Source organism: Shinella sp. WSJ-2, assembly GCF_003432075.1.
Taxonomy (GTDB): Bacteria; Pseudomonadota; Alphaproteobacteria; order Rhizobiales; family Rhizobiaceae; genus Shinella.
The window spans coordinates 103290-117516 of record NZ_QWBU01000005.1 but is presented as its reverse complement, the minus strand read 5'-3'; the positions used below and the strand labels follow the sequence as shown (position 1 = coordinate 117516).

General features: G+C 62.4%; 15 protein-coding genes and 1 other RNA gene. 6 read left to right on the top strand and 10 right to left on the bottom strand.

Translation table 11 applies throughout. The annotated features are described in order from the left end of the window. Positions 1 to 3: 3 nt before the first annotated feature. Both D0Y60_RS13735 and D0Y60_RS13730 read right to left on the bottom strand, forming a co-directional pair. The gene (locus D0Y60_RS13735; RefSeq protein ID WP_117370527.1) at positions 4 to 996 is read right to left on the bottom strand and encodes a tripartite tricarboxylate transporter substrate binding protein; all 993 of its coding nucleotides are present in this window, start codon (positions 994 to 996) and stop codon (positions 4 to 6) included. Between the two features lie 93 nt (positions 997 to 1089). Further along, on the bottom strand, positions 1090 to 2913 hold the full coding sequence (locus D0Y60_RS13730; protein ID WP_117370526.1) for an ABC transporter transmembrane domain-containing protein: 1824 nt from the start codon (positions 2911 to 2913) through the stop codon (positions 1090 to 1092). 190 nt (positions 2914 to 3103) lie between these two features. Here D0Y60_RS13730 and rpmE point away from each other — a divergent pair, with 190 nt between their 5' ends. Further along, the gene (rpmE, locus tag D0Y60_RS13725; RefSeq protein ID WP_117370525.1) at positions 3104 to 3325 is read left to right on the top strand and encodes a 50S ribosomal protein L31; all 222 of its coding nucleotides are present in this window, start codon (positions 3104 to 3106) and stop codon (positions 3323 to 3325) included. Positions 3326 to 3453: 128 nt separating this feature from the next. Here the strand turns inward: rpmE and D0Y60_RS13720 are convergent, their stop codons facing one another. From D0Y60_RS13720 to D0Y60_RS13710, 3 genes are all read right to left on the bottom strand, one after another. Next, complete coding sequence (locus D0Y60_RS13720) at positions 3454 to 3972, bottom strand: DUF1465 family protein (protein WP_117370524.1); 519 nt, start codon at positions 3970 to 3972, stop codon at positions 3454 to 3456. Between the two features lie 368 nt (positions 3973 to 4340). Then, complete coding sequence (locus tag D0Y60_RS13715; protein WP_117370523.1) at positions 4341 to 4529, bottom strand: DUF1192 domain-containing protein; 189 nt, start codon at positions 4527 to 4529, stop codon at positions 4341 to 4343. Continuing rightward, positions 4526 to 5809, bottom strand: coding sequence for an MFS transporter (locus tag D0Y60_RS13710; protein ID WP_117370522.1), 1284 nt, complete (start codon positions 5807 to 5809; stop codon positions 4526 to 4528). The genes D0Y60_RS13715 and D0Y60_RS13710 overlap by 4 nt, the downstream gene beginning before the upstream one ends. A 152-nt stretch (positions 5810 to 5961) precedes the next feature. Between D0Y60_RS13710 and D0Y60_RS24870 the strand changes: the two genes are divergently transcribed. Further along, positions 5962 to 6117: a hypothetical protein gene (locus D0Y60_RS24870; protein ID WP_199564188.1), complete on the top strand. Its 156-nt coding sequence runs from the start codon at positions 5962 to 5964 to the stop codon at positions 6115 to 6117. Between the two features lie 322 nt (positions 6118 to 6439). Here D0Y60_RS24870 and D0Y60_RS13705 read toward each other — a convergent pair whose 3' ends face one another. The 3 genes from D0Y60_RS13705 to tkt form a co-directional block, all read right to left on the bottom strand. After that, positions 6440 to 7639: a phosphoglycerate kinase gene (locus D0Y60_RS13705; protein ID WP_117370521.1), complete on the bottom strand. Its 1200-nt coding sequence runs from the start codon at positions 7637 to 7639 to the stop codon at positions 6440 to 6442. Between the two features lie 81 nt (positions 7640 to 7720). Next, complete coding sequence (gene gap / locus D0Y60_RS13700) at positions 7721 to 8731, bottom strand: type I glyceraldehyde-3-phosphate dehydrogenase (RefSeq protein WP_117370520.1); 1011 nt, start codon at positions 8729 to 8731, stop codon at positions 7721 to 7723. A gap of 85 nt (positions 8732 to 8816) precedes the next feature. Then, a complete protein-coding gene (gene tkt / locus D0Y60_RS13695) occupies positions 8817 to 10799 on the bottom strand; it encodes a transketolase (RefSeq protein WP_117370519.1) in 1983 nt (660 codons plus the stop codon). Positions 10800 to 11128: 329 nt separating this feature from the next. On the opposite strand from tkt, the gene D0Y60_RS13690 reads away from it, so the two are divergent. From D0Y60_RS13690 to D0Y60_RS13675, 4 genes are all read left to right on the top strand, one after another. Then, complete coding sequence (locus D0Y60_RS13690) at positions 11129 to 11401, top strand: DUF4164 domain-containing protein (protein WP_117370518.1); 273 nt, start codon at positions 11129 to 11131, stop codon at positions 11399 to 11401. 18 nt (positions 11402 to 11419) lie between these two features. Then, positions 11420 to 11791, top strand: a complete 372-nt coding sequence (locus tag D0Y60_RS13685) for a cell division protein ZapA (RefSeq protein ID WP_117370517.1) — start codon at positions 11420 to 11422, stop codon at positions 11789 to 11791. A 91-nt stretch (positions 11792 to 11882) separates the two neighbouring features. Then, positions 11883 to 12041: non-coding RNA, 6S RNA (gene ssrS, locus D0Y60_RS13680), on the top strand. A gap of 301 nt (positions 12042 to 12342) precedes the next feature. Then, on the top strand, positions 12343 to 12558 hold the full coding sequence (locus D0Y60_RS13675; protein ID WP_117370516.1) for a hypothetical protein: 216 nt from the start codon (positions 12343 to 12345) through the stop codon (positions 12556 to 12558). A 121-nt stretch (positions 12559 to 12679) separates the two neighbouring features. On the opposite strand, the gene D0Y60_RS13670 is transcribed toward D0Y60_RS13675, so the two are convergent. Both D0Y60_RS13670 and tal read right to left on the bottom strand, forming a co-directional pair. Continuing rightward, positions 12680 to 13081, bottom strand: a complete 402-nt coding sequence (locus tag D0Y60_RS13670) for a hypothetical protein (protein WP_117370515.1) — start codon at positions 13079 to 13081, stop codon at positions 12680 to 12682. A 155-nt stretch (positions 13082 to 13236) separates the two neighbouring features. Next, positions 13237 to 14199, bottom strand: a complete 963-nt coding sequence (gene tal / locus D0Y60_RS13665) for a transaldolase (RefSeq protein WP_117370514.1) — start codon at positions 14197 to 14199, stop codon at positions 13237 to 13239. Positions 14200 to 14227 lie beyond the last annotated feature (28 nt).

Here is a 14227-nt window from a genome sequence, read left to right as displayed (position 1 = left end):
TGGTCAATCCATCTGGATCTTAGCGCCTTCGACGACGGGTTTCCATTTTGCGAGTTCGGCCGTCACGTGTTTGCCGAGTTCTTCCGGCGTAGAGCCGACGATCGTGGCGCTGAATTCCTTCATGCGCTCGATGACGGCGGGGTCCTTCAAGGCGGTGTTGGCGGCTTCGTTGAGCTTGGCGACGACCTCCTTCGGCGTTCCGGCCGGCGCGAAGAGCGCGTTCCACGTATAGGTCTCGTAGCCGGGAATGCCGGATTCGGCGATGGTCGGCACATCCGGGAAGGAGGCGGCGCGTTCCTTGGTGGTGACGGCCAGCGCGCGCAGCGTGCCGGCCTTGATATGGCCGGAGGAGGAGGGCAGGTTATCGAACATGATGGGGATCTGGTTGCCGATCACGTCGTTCAGCGCCGGGCCGGAGCCCTTGTAGGGCACGTGCTGCATACTGACGCCGGCCATCGACTTGAAGAGTTCGCCGGAGAGATGCAGCGGCGTGCCATTGCCGGAGGAAGCATAGCTGTAGCCCTCCGGATCGGCCTTCAGTAAGGCGAGCAGTTCCTCGACATTCTTGGCCGGCAGTTCAGGATTGACCACCAGCACGTTCGGCACGATCACCAGCAGCGAAACCGGTGCAAAGTCCTTTTCCGCGTCATAGGGCTTGGTCTTCAGGATCAGCGGGTTCAGCGCATGGGTGGCAACCGTCGCCATCAGGATCGTGTAGCCGTCCGGCTCCGCCCGCGCCACGCGATCCGCCCCCAGGCTGCCGCCGGCACCGCCGACATTCTCGACGATAATCTGCTGGCCGATATTCTCCGACATCTTCTGCGCAATGATGCGGGCCACCACATCCGTCGACCCGCCTGCCGCGAAGGGCACGACAAGCGTGATGGTGCGGTCGGGAAACTGCTGAGCGGCGGCGGGCGTGCCCAGCGTCAGCGCTGCAAATCCAGTAGCGCCGAGCGCCATCAGGGTCCTGCGGGTGATCGTCGAAAATGCCACGGTGGTCTCCTCCCAAGGTGACGTTAGGTCCGACACCTCAGGATAGGGCGCTTGGTCTCTGCGACAAGGGCGACGATGGTAGGGGCAGGCCGGTCAACCCGCCGCGCGATCCTCGCCGAGGAAAGCCTGGCCGCCATGATCAAACTGCAGCCGCGCAAGGCGGGCATAGAGGCCGCCCTCCCGGATCAGCGATTGATGCGTGCCCTCTTCGACGATCCGGCCGGCGTCCATAACGAGGATGCGGTCGGCCTTCAGCACGGTTGCAAGGCGGTGGGCGATGACGATCGTCGTGCGCTTGCCCATCTGGCCGTCCAGCGCCTTCTGCACCAGCGTCTCGCTCTCGGCATCGAGGGCGGAGGTCGCCTCGTCGAGCAGCAGGAGCGGCGCATCCTTGAGGATGGCGCGGGCAATGGCTATGCGCTGGCGCTGGCCGCCGGAGAGCGTCACGCCGCGCTCGCCGACCATGGTGTCGTAGCCCTTGTCGAGGCGGGTGATGAACTCTTCGGCCTGCGCGGCGCGGGCGGCGGCGCGGATCGCCTCGTCGCTGACATTGGTCATGCCGAAGGCGATGTTGTCGCGGATCGTCGCGGCGAAGATGGTGACATCTTGCGGCACCAGCGCGATGCGGCGACGCAGCTCTTCCGGGTCGGCGGTGCGCAGGTCTACCCCGTCGAGCCGTACGGTGCCGGCATCGGGGTCGTAGAAGCGTTCGACCAGCGACAGGATCGTGCTCTTGCCGGCGCCCGACGGGCCGACGACGGCCACGGTCTCGCCCTGCTTCACGGCGAAGGACAGGCCGTTGATGCTGCGATAGCCGGGGCGGGCGGGATAGGAGAAATGCACATCCTCAAAGGTCAGCTCGCCGCGCGACGGTACGGGCAAAGCGACCGGATTGGCAGGGGCCGCGATGGCGGGCTTTTCGGCGAGCAGCTCGGTGAGGCGCTCGGCGGCGCCGGCCGCCTGCGAGAGTTCGCCCCAGACCTCGGAGAGTGCGCCGAGGCTGCCGGCGGCAAAGACGGCATAGAGCAGGAACTGGCCGAGCGTGCCGGCCGAGATCGTGCCCGACAGCACGTCCTGCGCGCCAAACCACAGCACGGCGACGACCGAGCCGAAGATCATGGCGATGGCGAAGCCCGTCAGCAGCGAACGGGCGCGGATGGCGGAGCGGGCGGCCTCATAGGCGCTCTCGACGGCACCGAAGAAGCGGGCGCGGGCTGCTTCCTCGGCATTGAAGGCTTGCAAGGTGCGCGTCGCGCCGATCGCTTCGCCGGCATAGGCGGAAGCCGCCGCGAGCGTATCCTGCGCCTCGCGCGAGCGGCGGCGCACCGAGCGGCCGAAGGCGACGAGGGGAAAGACGATGATCGGGATCGCGCCGATGACAAGGCTGGAGAGCTTGGGGCTGGTATAGACCATCATGGCGATCGCCCCGAGACACAGGATGAGGTTGCGCAGCGCGACGGAGGCGGTGGCGCCGACGGCGGACTTGATCTGCGTCGTATCGGCCGTCAGCCGCGAGACGATCTCGCCGGACTGGTTGACGTCGAAGAAGGCCGGCGACAGCCGCGTCACGTGGGCGAAGACCTCGCGCCGGAGATCCGCGACGATGCGCTCGCCGAGCGTGATGACGAAGTAGTAGCGCATGGCGCTCGCCAGCGCGAGCAGGCCGGCCAACACGAAGAGCATCGTGAAATAGGTGTTGATGAAGCCGGCATCCGCACCCGAGAAGCCGTGGTCGATCATGCGGCGCACGGCGACCGGCAGAACCAGCGTGGTGACGGCGGCCATGACGAGCGCGACAAGCGCGCCGCAGACGAGGCCGCGATAGCGGCTTATATAGGGCGTGAGCCTTCCGAGCGGACGAATGTTTCTGCGTGCGGGCTTTTCCTGCGCAGCGTGCTCTGTCACTGTGGACACCATACCCCCATTCCCAGCGCCTTGCGGCACGAATTGTCTTTCGGCTCTTGTTATCCAGACGGCCTTCATGTATAGGCTCGCCATCGAATTGGGAAGCCGCAGGTCCGACCGGCCGCGGCTTCATTTACGTCTTTGGCCTCGCTGCCGCAATGCGTTGCGACAAATGGCCCCCGGAACAAGCAGGAAGAGTGTCATGAAGGCTGATATCCATCCCGACTACCACGTCATCAAGGTCGTCATGACCGACGGCACCGAATACGAAACCCGTTCGACCTGGGGTTCGGAAGGCGCAACGATGAACCTTGAAATCGATCCGAAGTCGCACCCGGCTTGGACCGGCGGCAACCAGCAGATGCTGGACCGTGGCGGCCGCGTTTCGAAGTTCAAGAAGCGCTTCGAAGGCCTCGGCCTCTAATCTGCGTTTCGCAGACAGTTTTGAAGAACCCGGCTTCGGCCGGGTTTTTTATTGCCTAAATTTCTTCGGAATACACGCAACAAAAAACCCGGCCGAAGCCGGGTTGGTGTCGTCATGCCGTGTGCCGTTCAGTTGTTGCCGAAAGCGGTCTGGAGCAGGTTGATCTGGGCCTGGACGCTGTTCTGGTTGTCGGGTGCAAAGGCCTGGACATCCTGCGGGCGGTAGATTTCGCGGTCGAGCAGGGCGATGCGATTCTGCAGGCGCAGCGAGCGCTCGATGAGGTCGCGGAAGGCTTCCGGCAGATCGTTCCAGCCCGGGGCGGTCTTGTCGACGTTGAAGCTGTCGAGGCGGACCTTGTTCTTTTCCGAAAGCACCTGATCGCGGTTCATCTCGCCATTGTTGACGGCGCGCTGGAGCAGCAGCCAGGAGGCCATCTGCATCAGGCGGGTGGTAAGACGCATCGATTCCGCTGCATAGAGCACCGATGCCATGCGCGGCAGCACCTTGGAGGCCTGACGGCCAACGCCGTCGAGATAGCTTGCGGTTTCTTCAACGAGACCCATGCCTTCGGCGTACAGGGACTTGAACTGCGCCGACGACGCAACGTGGCCAGCGAAGCTGACGGTATTCAATCCTCTTTCGGACATGGTTTCATCCCTGTTGAACGCACGACTTGCAGGTAACGGAAGGTTGGCTCGTTCGGTTCCAAGCCGCCTTTTGATGTCTGGAGGATGATCCCATAACCTAATTCGCGCAAGGGTATTCTTAAGAAAGGGTTAATCTCCACAATTCTTTCGGGACAGTGCACAGGCGTGTGGCCGTGCAAATAAAAAAAGAGCCGCGGAAAGCGGCTCTCAAGGTAAAACAGGGAGAAAAATCAGACCGATACCCCAAAGGGAGAAAATGTCTGAACCCGGAAGGACCGGATGTGCCAGTAATAACGTGTAAGGCTTAACGGCCGGTTAACTCTATTGTCGGTTTGCCTGTTTCTGTGCTTTTTCGGCAAAGCGCGTCTCTAGCGAAACAGGTTCTCGGCCGCCGAGCGGCTGGCGCCTTTTTTCACCTTCTCTGATTCGAGGCGGGCGATCTCTGCCTTGAGAAGCTCAATTCGCGCGGAAAGCTCGTCGACAGAGAGCAGCGCGAGGTCGCTGCCGATCTCGTGTGCGATCTTCTTCAAAGGACGGTCGTCGTCGAAGAGACTCATGCCGTCTGCTCCTCCTGTTGTTGCTCGTCACCTACGGCGTGGGGCTGGGGCAGGGCGCGCGGCGAAAGCTGAAGGCTCTCCGGCGTGGTCAAAGTGCCGGGATTGATTGTCGTATAGGCATCGCGCATCTCGGCGGGCTTCGCCTTGCGGCGCTGGCTGCGGAAGATGGCATAGGCCGTAATCAGGATATGCGCGCAGCAGGTGACGAAGAACAGCGCATAGGGGCCGATCGCCGACATGACCGGGCCGCCGAGTGTCGGGCCGATGATCGTGCCGATGCCGTAGAGCAGAAGCAGACCGCCGGAGACCTTTACGAAATCCTCGGGACTGGCGAAGTCGTTGGCATGGGACACGGCGATCGGGTAGAGCGCATTCGCCATGGCGCCGTAAAGCGCGGTCAGCACGAGCAGTACGGTGACATTGGCCGGCTGGAAGACGAAGATGGCAAGGCCGGCAACGGCGGCAACGGCCGAGAGCGAGGCCAGCACGATACGGCGGTCGATACGGTCGGACATGCGACCGGCGGGAAGCTGCATGACGGCGCCGGCGAAGATCGCCACGCTCATCATGGTCGCGATCATGCTGGATGACAGTCCGACCTTGGCGCCGAAGACCGCGCCGAGCGTACCGAAGGCGCCGTTGGCAATACCAATCAGCACGATGCCAACGCAGGCGATCGGCGAGGTGCGAAAGAGGGCAGGGATATCGAGGCGCACCTGCTTCAACGGCTGCGGCGATGCGGCGGTCGACAGCGTCGTCGGCAGCATGGCGAAGCAGTAGAGAATCCCGGCGAACATGAAGAGGATCGGTGTCGTCACGTCGCCGAGCGCCACGGTCATCTGGCCACCGACGGTGCCGACCAGCGTGATGGCGATGTAAAGCGAGAAGATCAGGCCGCGGCTTTCGTTTGTGGCGCGCTCGTTCAGCCAGCTCTCGATGATCATCGATGTGCCGGCGATCGAGAAACCCGTAATGGCGCGCAGCGCGATCCACCAGAACGGATCGATGAGGATGCCGGTCAAAAGGGCAATGATCGCGATGAGCGAGGCGAAGCCGGAAAAGGCGCGCACATGGCCGATGCGCTTGACAATGGTAGGTGCCAAGAGGCAGCCGAGCACGAAGCCGGAGGCCCAGGACGTGCCGAGCAGGCCGAGCATCGTCGTCTCATAGCCTTCGAAGGCGCCGCGCATGGGAAGCAGCAGGCCGTGCAGGCCGTTCCCGAGGAACAGGAACAGCGTGCCCATAAGCAGCGCGAAAACGGATATGAGGTTATTGCGCATGTGATTTCCGAAGGTTCGCCGATGCAATAGGAATAACGCGCCGCGTGCCGATTGCCAGATGCAAAGGCGACATGGCGCAGGATTTTCACCCCTTGCGCTGATCGCTTGGAAAAATGTCCCGGGTGTGACAGGAAAGGCCAGGAAAGGCCGTCATGTCAAAAATCCTCCCCGTCCTCCTGCTTGCCGTCATGCTGCTGCATCTCATCCGCCCCATCGGCCTGCCGGGGCTGCGGCGGCGCGCGGATTTCTGGAAGATCGCGGTCGGCGCCATCGCGCTGATGATGCTGACGGTGCTGATCCGACCGTAGGGGAGGGATAACAACTTTTTCTCCGCCATCTTCGGGTCAAGCCCGAGGGTGGCGTTGGAGAGGAGGTAGGCTGCTCACTACCTTCGGAAACGCAAAAGGGCCACCCGAAGGTGGCCCCCATGAGGTTTGGTCCGGTGCGGACCCGGGTCTTGCGACCCGAAGGAAGGCGGTATCAGAACGAGGGCTGCCTCGTTTCGCTCACCACAATTCCCATGCCCGAAGCCAAGACCGAAATCTCATTAGACATTGGATCACCTTCCTTTCTGTTCGTTGACGTTACAGAGAATGTAGGCGATCCCGCGCCAAGCGCAAGGGGCCGTCGTTATTTCTGCTGGTGCAGGATATCGACTCCCGGCAGCGGCTTGCCTTCCATCCATTCCAGGAAAGCGCCGCCGGCGGTCGAGACATAGGTGAAATCGTCGGCCACAGCGGCATGGTTGAGCGCCGCCACCGTATCGCCGCCACCGGCGACGGAGACGAGCTTGCCCGCTTTGGTCTGTTCTGCTGCATGTTTGGCGGCAGCGACCGTCGCGGTGTCGAAGGGGGCGATTTCGAAGGCGCCGAGCGGGCCGTTCCAGACGAGCGTCGAAGCGCGGGAAATCCAGGCATTGACGGCTTCGATGGTCTTCGGGCCAACGTCGAGCATCATTGCGTCGGCCGGAATGGCGTTGACGTCGACCACCTCGTTTTCGGCATTGGCCTTGAACTCGCGGGCGACGACGCCGTCTTCCGGCAGAACGATGGCGCAGGTCGCGGTGGCGGCCTCGATCATGATCTGCTTGGCGGTGTCGGCGAGGTCATGCTCGCAGAGCGACTTGCCGACATTGGTGCCGCGGGCGGCGAGGAAGGTGTTCGCCATGCCGCCGCCGATGACCAGCGCGTCGACCTTCTTCACGAGGTTCATGAGCAAGTCGATCTTGGTGGAGACCTTCGCGCCGCCGACGATGGCGACAACCGGGCGGTTCGGATTGCCAAGGCCCTTTTCGAGCGCTTCGAGTTCCGCCTGCATGGTGCGGCCGGCATAGGCGGGCAACAGATGGGCGAGGCCTTCGGTCGAGGCATGCGCGCGATGCGCGGCCGAGAAGGCGTCGTTGACATAGATATCACCGTTGGCGGCGAGCGCTGCGGTGAAATCCGGGTTGTTCTTCTCTTCGCCCTTGTGGAAGCGGGTGTTTTCGAGAAGCAGGATGCCGCCATTGTCGAGGGCTGCGATGGCGGCAGCGGCGGTCTCGCCGATGCAGTCGGCGGCGAAATGCACCTTCGTGCCGAGCACGTCGTTCACCGCAGGCAGGATCTGCTCCAGCGACATGTCGGCGACGACCTCACCCTTCGGGCGGCCGAAATGGGCGAGCAGGATGACCTTGGCACCCTTCTTCGAGAGTTCCTGGATGGTCGGGGCGACACGCTCGATGCGGGTCGCATCGGTGACCTTGCCGTCCTTGACGGGCACGTTGAGATCGACGCGGACAAGCACGCGCTTGCCGGCGATGTCGGTGAGGTTGTCGAGGGTCTTGAAGGTCATGGAGGCCGCTCCTGGAAATATTCTGCCGTCAGGTCACGAAAAAACACCCGGGCATCGCTGCCCGGGTGTTTCGATTTGGTTTCAGATCAGCTTTGCGAAGGCGACAGCCGTGTCGGACATGCGGTTCGAGAAGCCCCATTCGTTGTCGTACCAGGTGAGGATACGAACGAAGTTGCCTTCGAGAACCTTCGTCTGGTCGGTCGCGAAAATCGACGAGTGGCTGTCGTGGTTGAAGTCCTTCGAGACGAGCGGCTCGTCCGTGTAGCCGAGAATGCCCTTCAGCTTGCCGTTGGAGGCAGCCTTGATGGCTTCGTTGATCTCGGCGGCCGTCGTGTCGCGCTTGGCGACGAACTTGAAGTCGACGACGGAGACGTTCGGCGTGGGAACGCGGATCGACGTGCCGTCGAGCTTGCCCTTGAGGTGCGGCAGGACGAGGCCGACAGCCTTCGCAGCACCCGTCGAGGTCGGGATCATCGAAAGGGCGGCAGCGCGTGCGCGGTACAGATCCTTGTGCATCTGGTCGAGCGACGGCTGGTCGTTCGTGTAGGAGTGGATGGTCGTCATGAAGCCATGGTCGATGCCGACGAGGTCGTCGATGACCTTCACGACGGGCACAAGGCAGTTCGTCGTGCACGAGGCGTTGGAAATGACGAGGTGATCCTTCGTCAACTGGTCATCGTTGACGCCGTAAACGACGGTCAGGTCGGCACCGTCGGCCGGAGCCGAGACGATGACGCGCTTGGCGCCGGCCGTCAGGTGGGCGGCGGCCTTGTCGCGGGCGGTGAAGATGCCCGTGCATTCCATCGCGATGTCGACGCCCATCTCGCCATGCGGCAGGGTAGCCGGATCCTTGATCGCGGTGACCTTGATCGGCTTGCCGCCGCCGACGGTGATCGTATCGCCGTCCACTTTCACTTCAGCCGGGAAGCGGCCGTGGATCGAGTCGTAGCGAAGCAGGTGCGCGTTGGTCTCGACCGGGCCGAGGTCGTTGATGGCGACGACTTCGATGTCGGTGCGGCCGGATTCGACGATCGCGCGCAGCACGTTGCGGCCGATGCGGCCAAAACCGTTGATGGCAACTTTCACAGTCATGTGGGGTCTCTCCCTATGGATAAACTGGGCCCTATGGATAAACTTTGGGCGGTGTGAGGCGCGGCCGGGGCCGCGCCATCAGGCATCAGCCGAGCTTGGCTTCCGCAGCGGCGACGACAGCCTCCGGCGTGATGCCGAAATGCTTGTAGAGTTCCTTGTACGGGCCGGATGCGCCGAACGAGGACATGCCGACGAAGATGCCGTCCGAGCCGATGAAGTGGTCCCAGCCCTGGCGGATGCCGGCTTCGACGGCGATCTTGACCGGCGAATTGCCGATGACCGCCTTCTGGTAGGCTTCCGGCTGCTCGGCGAAGAGCTCGACGCAGGGCACGGAGACGACGCGGGTCGAAACGCCCTTGGCCGAAAGCGCCTGTTGGGCCTTTACGGCGATTTCGATTTCCGAGCCGGAGGCGAAGATCGTCACCTGGGCGTCGCTGGCCGAGACGAGGTCATAGGCACCGCGGGCGCAAAGGTTTTCTTCCTCATATTCCAGGCGGACCGGTATGAGGTTCTGGCGGGTCAGCGCGATGGCCGACGGACGGTTGTGGCTTTCCAGCGCCAGCTGCCAGCATTCCGCCGTTTCCGTGGCGTCGGCCGGGCGGAAGACAAGGAGGTTCGGGATGGCGCGGAGAGCGGCCATGTGCTCGACCGGCTGATGCGTGGGGCCGTCCTCGCCAAGACCGATGGAATCGTGCGTCAGGACGTGGATGACTCGGATGCCCATCAGCGCGGCAAGGCGGATCGACGGACGGCAATAGTCCGAGAAGATCAGGAAGCCGCCGGAATAGGGAATCAGACCGCCATGCAGCGCGATACCGTTCATAGCAGCCGCCATGCCGTGCTCGCGCACGCCGTAGTGGACGTAGCGGCCGGAGAAGTCGGTCGGGGTGATCGACTTGGTCTGGCTCGTCTTGGTGTTGTTGGAGCCGGTCAGGTCGGCCGAGCCGCCAAGCGTTTCCTGCAGAACGCCGTTGATGACTTCAAGCGCATCTTCCGAAGCCTTACGGGTCGCCGGGTTCGGCTTGGTTTCGGCGAGCTTTTTCTTATAGGCGGCAATGGCCGAGTCGAGGCTGCTTTCGAGGTCGCCGGCGAAGCGGCGGACGAACTGTGCCTTCTTTTCGGCCTCCGTCTTCTCGAGGCGGGCTTCCCATTCCTTGTGGGCCTTGGCGGAGCGAAGGCCGGCCAGGCGCCAGGCGTCGAGCACGTCGGAAGGAACGACGAAGGCTTCCGATTCCCAGTTCAGCGCCTTGCGGGTGGCGGCGATTTCTTCCGCACCGAGCGGCGAACCATGCACCTTGTGCGTGCCGGCCTTGTTCGGCGCGCCGAAGCCGATGGTCGTCTTGCAGGCGATCATGGTCGGTTTGTCGGACTTCTGGGCTTCCTCGATGGCAGCGGCGATCGCGTCCGGATCATGACCGTCGATGGCGATCGTGTTCCATTGGCTGGCGCGGAAGCGGGCGTGCTGATCGGTCGAGTCGGCAATCGAGATCGGGCCGTCGATCGAGATGTTGTTGTCGTCCCAGAAGACGATCAGCTTGTTGAGCTTCAGGTGGCCGGCAAGCGAGATGGCTTCCTGGCTGATGCCTTCCATGAGGCAGCCGTCACCGACAAGCGCGTAGGTGTAGTGCTCCATGAGGTCGGAACCGAACTCATCGCGCAGCTTGCGCTCGGCGAGCGCCATGCCGACGGCATTGGCAATGCCCTGGCCGAGCGGGCCGGTGGTCGTCTCGATACCGGCGGCATGGCCATATTCCGGATGGCCGGCGGTCTTGGCGCCCAGCTGGCGGAAATTCTTGATCTCGTCGATCGTGATGTCCTCGTAGCCCGTCAGATAGAGCAGCGAGTAGAGCAGCATCGAGCCGTGACCGGCCGACAGCACGAAACGGTCACGGTTCGGCCAGGACGGGGTCTTCGGATCGAAGGACAGGAAGCGGGTGAAAAGAACCGTTGCGATATCTGCTGCGCCCATGGGCAGGCCGGGGTGACCCGAGTTCGCCTTTTCCACGGCATCCATGGAAAGGAAGCGAATTGCGTTCGCCATCCGGTCGTGTTTTTCGCGAGAGATCATGACTGTTCCGTCTTCTTCGGAGTGTTGGGCCCGACGCCTTTTGGGGTATCGGTTAGGAAGCGGGAGACACATAGCAGGTGCATCGTCGGAGTCAACGAATTCGGCGGTTTTTCCGGCATTTGAGCGCCCAATCCGCCGCCTTTTTCAGCCTTTGCGAAAAGGTGTCACAGACGCTCTTTGCAACCGGCCGAAGGGCTGATCCACAGCGGGTTTGCGGCGGTGCCTGCCGCGCTGTTGACGCTTATGCCCGCAGTTGAATACTGTCAAAGCGAGAGAACCGGCGCTGGCGGCGGCGATTCGCGTTTTTTGAGAGTGCCGGTGAAGGCTTTATGACCAACGGGGAAACAGTTCGGGCGGCAATCGAGGAGCTTCGCAAGGCGCTCAGCAGTCTGGACAATGCGCTCGACATGCGCTTCGAGCGCGAGCGTGATCGCGGCGACGTGGAGGGCGAAGTGCGGCGGGTCAACACCGACCGCTCGCGGCTTGCCCAGGAGCTTGACCAGTCCGAATTCCGCGCCAACCGGCTGGAGGAGGTCAACCGCGAGGTTTCCCGCCGTCTCGTCACGGCCATGGAAACGATCCGGGCTGTGCTCGACCGCTAATCATCAGAAAGAATCCGCATGGCACAGGTAACCGTACAGATTGATGGCAAGGCCTATCGCATGGCCTGCGAAGAGGGCCAGGAGGCGCATCTCGAGGAGCTTGCCGCCGGCTTCGATCAATATGTCGGGCACCTGAAGAGCCAGTTCGGCGAGATCGGCGACCTGCGCCTGACCGTCATGGCCGGCATCATGGTCATGGACGAATTGAACGATGTGAAGCGCCGGCTCGGCAAGCTCGAGAAGGAAGCCGAGGATTTGCGCAAGGGCCGCGAAGGCGTGATGGGCGAGGTTTCGCGCAGCGAGGAAGCGATCGCACAGGCGCTCGGCGAGCTGACCAGCCAGATCCAAGGCATGGCCGCGAAACTCAACGGGAAGCCGCCGGCCAATTGAGCTGGCGCATTCCCGGACGCAAAACCGTTCTTGCCGGCATGCTTAGACGATTGCCACTGGCGAAACGCCGGTTTTCATCCTATATCTCGGATGCGGTCTGCGCTTCCCGACAGGAACCACAATCCCTGGGGCCATACTCGATCCAAAGGGAGCTGTCCCTGACCAGGCCCGTGGGCTTGGACATATGGCGCCCACCTACGTTTGTAGGCACCCAGGATCGTAAATCTCCATCGGTCGCCGTGGATCGCACCTTTCCCTGCTGCTTCAATGATTTCAGCTGAATGCTGGCATTTGACACCGGTGTCAAAATTGACCTTGTCGCCTCCGGCGATCGTTGTTGACGATCTTCATTTAGACGATGCCGTGCGGCTATCAGGCGGTGCGATAAATACGCGGGCAAGTGAGCCTCAATGCCTATCGGCGGCGCCGTATGTCTTAGTTAATAGCGTCCGCTTCCATGCCGGCCTACTATACACAGATCGGCAGCATTCTGTGCGCTTCATCAAATCCACAAAAAGCGCTGTGTTTTGCCGGTGAAGAAGGAGGCTTTCATGCACTCCAATTCCTTTCAGCCTGAAGAGCTGACAGCGGTCAAAGCCGTGTATGACGATATCGTCGCGCAAGACTGGTTCGACCAGACCGAGGAAGCGCGGTTGTCATTCGCGCGCTATCTGATCGACACATATTCGATTAGCGCGATTACATCTGAGCGGTTCCGCAAGATTGTGGAGTGCTCCGCGCGAACACACTACAGCCGCAAAAGGTAATCATCCGGGGGCGGAAGCAAAGGGACTCGGTTTCACAAGGAGCCGGGTCCTTTTTTTTACGTGGGCACCTCGATTTCCGGGCATTTCGAAATCGCTTGCCACTATGGCGCCCACCTCCTCCTTAAATCTTGAGGTGTTCGACGCGCTGGAACACGCCCTTGATGGTGCGGCTCCGGCCGCGGTTCGGCTCGGTGCGCATCAGCATGATCAACTCGTCCGCATCGTTTCGGCGAAGCTTGATGTCGAAGCTCTTGCTGGAATAGGTTTTTCGCGTTCCCCGCTTCCAGAAGCCTGCCCCGCCGGCCGTCTTTGCGCCGCGGGTCTCGGCGATGGCGGTCCAGTCGTTGTTTGCGATGATCTGAAGGGATGCGCCGGTCTGGCGAATGGTGATGCGGCAGCTCGGGCAGTCTCCGGCATTGGAGGCGATCTGCTGCCATTCGCCGTGGAAGGTGTCTTCGGCTGCGGCCGGCGCGGCGAAGCCTGCCGTGCAAAACAGGATAATTGCTGCCAGAAAACGCTTCATATCGGGACCCTCGCCATTTCGTCACGATGTGATCTAGGCGTGCAAGGCGGGCTTCGCGAGTCCCATCGCATGGGTTTGGCCATGCATGGTTAAGCGGGCAAAAAGAAAGGCCGCCTAGAGGGCGGCCTTCGTATTTCCAGGACTGTCGGCACGCCTCAGGCGGCGGCCTTCAATTCCTTGTCGATCATGGCGCGCAGGCTTCCGAGGTCCTTGGCGAAAGCGCGGATTCCTTCGGAGAGCTTTTCGGTGGCCATGGCGTCTTCGTTGAGCATCCAGCGGAAGGTCTTTTCGTCGATCTTGATCGGCGAGACCTTGGCAGCCTTTTCCGGCGAGAGCTTGCGCTCCAGCGTGCCGGTGGCGGCGTCGAGTTCTTCCAGCAAGGCGGGGCTGATCGTCAGGCGGTCGCAGCCGGCCAGCGCTTCGATTTCGCCGGTGTTGCGGAAGGAGGCGCCCATGACGATCGTGTTGATGCCGTTGGACTTGTAGTAGTCGTAGATCGCGCGGACCGACAGCACGCCCGGATCGTCTTCCGCCGTGAAGGTCTTGCCCGATGCCTTGACGTGCCAGTCGAGGATGCGACCGACGAAGGGCGAGATGAGGAAGGCGCCGGCGTCGGCGCAGGCAATCGCCTGGGCCTTGTTAAAGAGCAGCGTCAGGTTGCAGTCGATACCCTCATTCTGGAGGACTTCCGCAGCACGGATACCTTCCCAGGTGGAAGCGAGCTTGATGAGGATGCGGTCACGGGAAATGCCGCGCGCCTCATAGGCCTTGATGATCTCGCGGCCCTTGGCGACCGAAGCTTCGGTGTCGAAGGACAGGTCGGCGTCAACTTCCGTCGAGACGCGGCCGGGCACGAGTTCGGCAAGGGCTGCGCCGACGGAAATGGCGAGACGGTCGGCAACGGCCGAGACGACGCCCTCGCGGTTGCCGCCCTGCGACTGTCCCCAGCGTACGGCTTCTGCCACGGTGTCGGCGAACATCGGCGTGCCGAGCGCCTTGAGCACGATTGTGGGGTTGGTGGTGCAATCGACCGGCTTCAGGCGGCGCACGGCTTCGATATCGCCGGTGTCAGCCACGACGGTCGTCATCGCGCGAAGTTGTTCAAGCTTGGACGTCATATCGAAATCCCGAATGGTTGTTGCGGGC

Bases quoted from the DNA above. Each gene is read 5' to 3' on its own strand.
- D0Y60_RS13670 (WP_117370515.1), bottom strand. From the start codon at position 13,081: ATGAAGCGTTTTCTGGCAGCAATTATCCTGTTTTGCACGGCAGGCTTC.
- D0Y60_RS13690 (WP_117370518.1), top strand. From the start codon at position 11,129: ATGACCAACGGGGAAACAGTTCGGGCGGCAATCGAGGAGCTTCGCAAG.
- D0Y60_RS13705 (WP_117370521.1), bottom strand. From the start codon at position 7,639: ATGACCTTCAAGACCCTCGACAACCTCACCGACATCGCCGGCAAGCGC.
- D0Y60_RS13730 (WP_117370526.1), bottom strand. From the start codon at position 2,913: ATGGTGTCCACAGTGACAGAGCACGCTGCGCAGGAAAAGCCCGCACGC.
- D0Y60_RS13685 (WP_117370517.1), top strand. From the start codon at position 11,420: ATGGCACAGGTAACCGTACAGATTGATGGCAAGGCCTATCGCATGGCC.
- tkt (WP_117370519.1), bottom strand. From the start codon at position 10,799: ATGATCTCTCGCGAAAAACACGACCGGATGGCGAACGCAATTCGCTTC.
- D0Y60_RS13720 (WP_117370524.1), bottom strand. From the start codon at position 3,972: ATGTCCGAAAGAGGATTGAATACCGTCAGCTTCGCTGGCCACGTTGCG.
- D0Y60_RS13715 (WP_117370523.1), bottom strand. From the start codon at position 4,529: ATGAGTCTCTTCGACGACGACCGTCCTTTGAAGAAGATCGCACACGAG.
- D0Y60_RS13710 (WP_117370522.1), bottom strand. From the start codon at position 5,809: ATGCGCAATAACCTCATATCCGTTTTCGCGCTGCTTATGGGCACGCTG.
- D0Y60_RS24870 (WP_199564188.1), top strand. From the start codon at position 5,962: ATGTCAAAAATCCTCCCCGTCCTCCTGCTTGCCGTCATGCTGCTGCAT.
- D0Y60_RS13675 (WP_117370516.1), top strand. From the start codon at position 12,343: ATGCACTCCAATTCCTTTCAGCCTGAAGAGCTGACAGCGGTCAAAGCC.
- gap (WP_117370520.1), bottom strand. From the start codon at position 8,731: ATGACTGTGAAAGTTGCCATCAACGGTTTTGGCCGCATCGGCCGCAAC.
- tal (WP_117370514.1), bottom strand. From the start codon at position 14,199: ATGACGTCCAAGCTTGAACAACTTCGCGCGATGACGACCGTCGTGGCT.
- rpmE (WP_117370525.1), top strand. From the start codon at position 3,104: ATGAAGGCTGATATCCATCCCGACTACCACGTCATCAAGGTCGTCATG.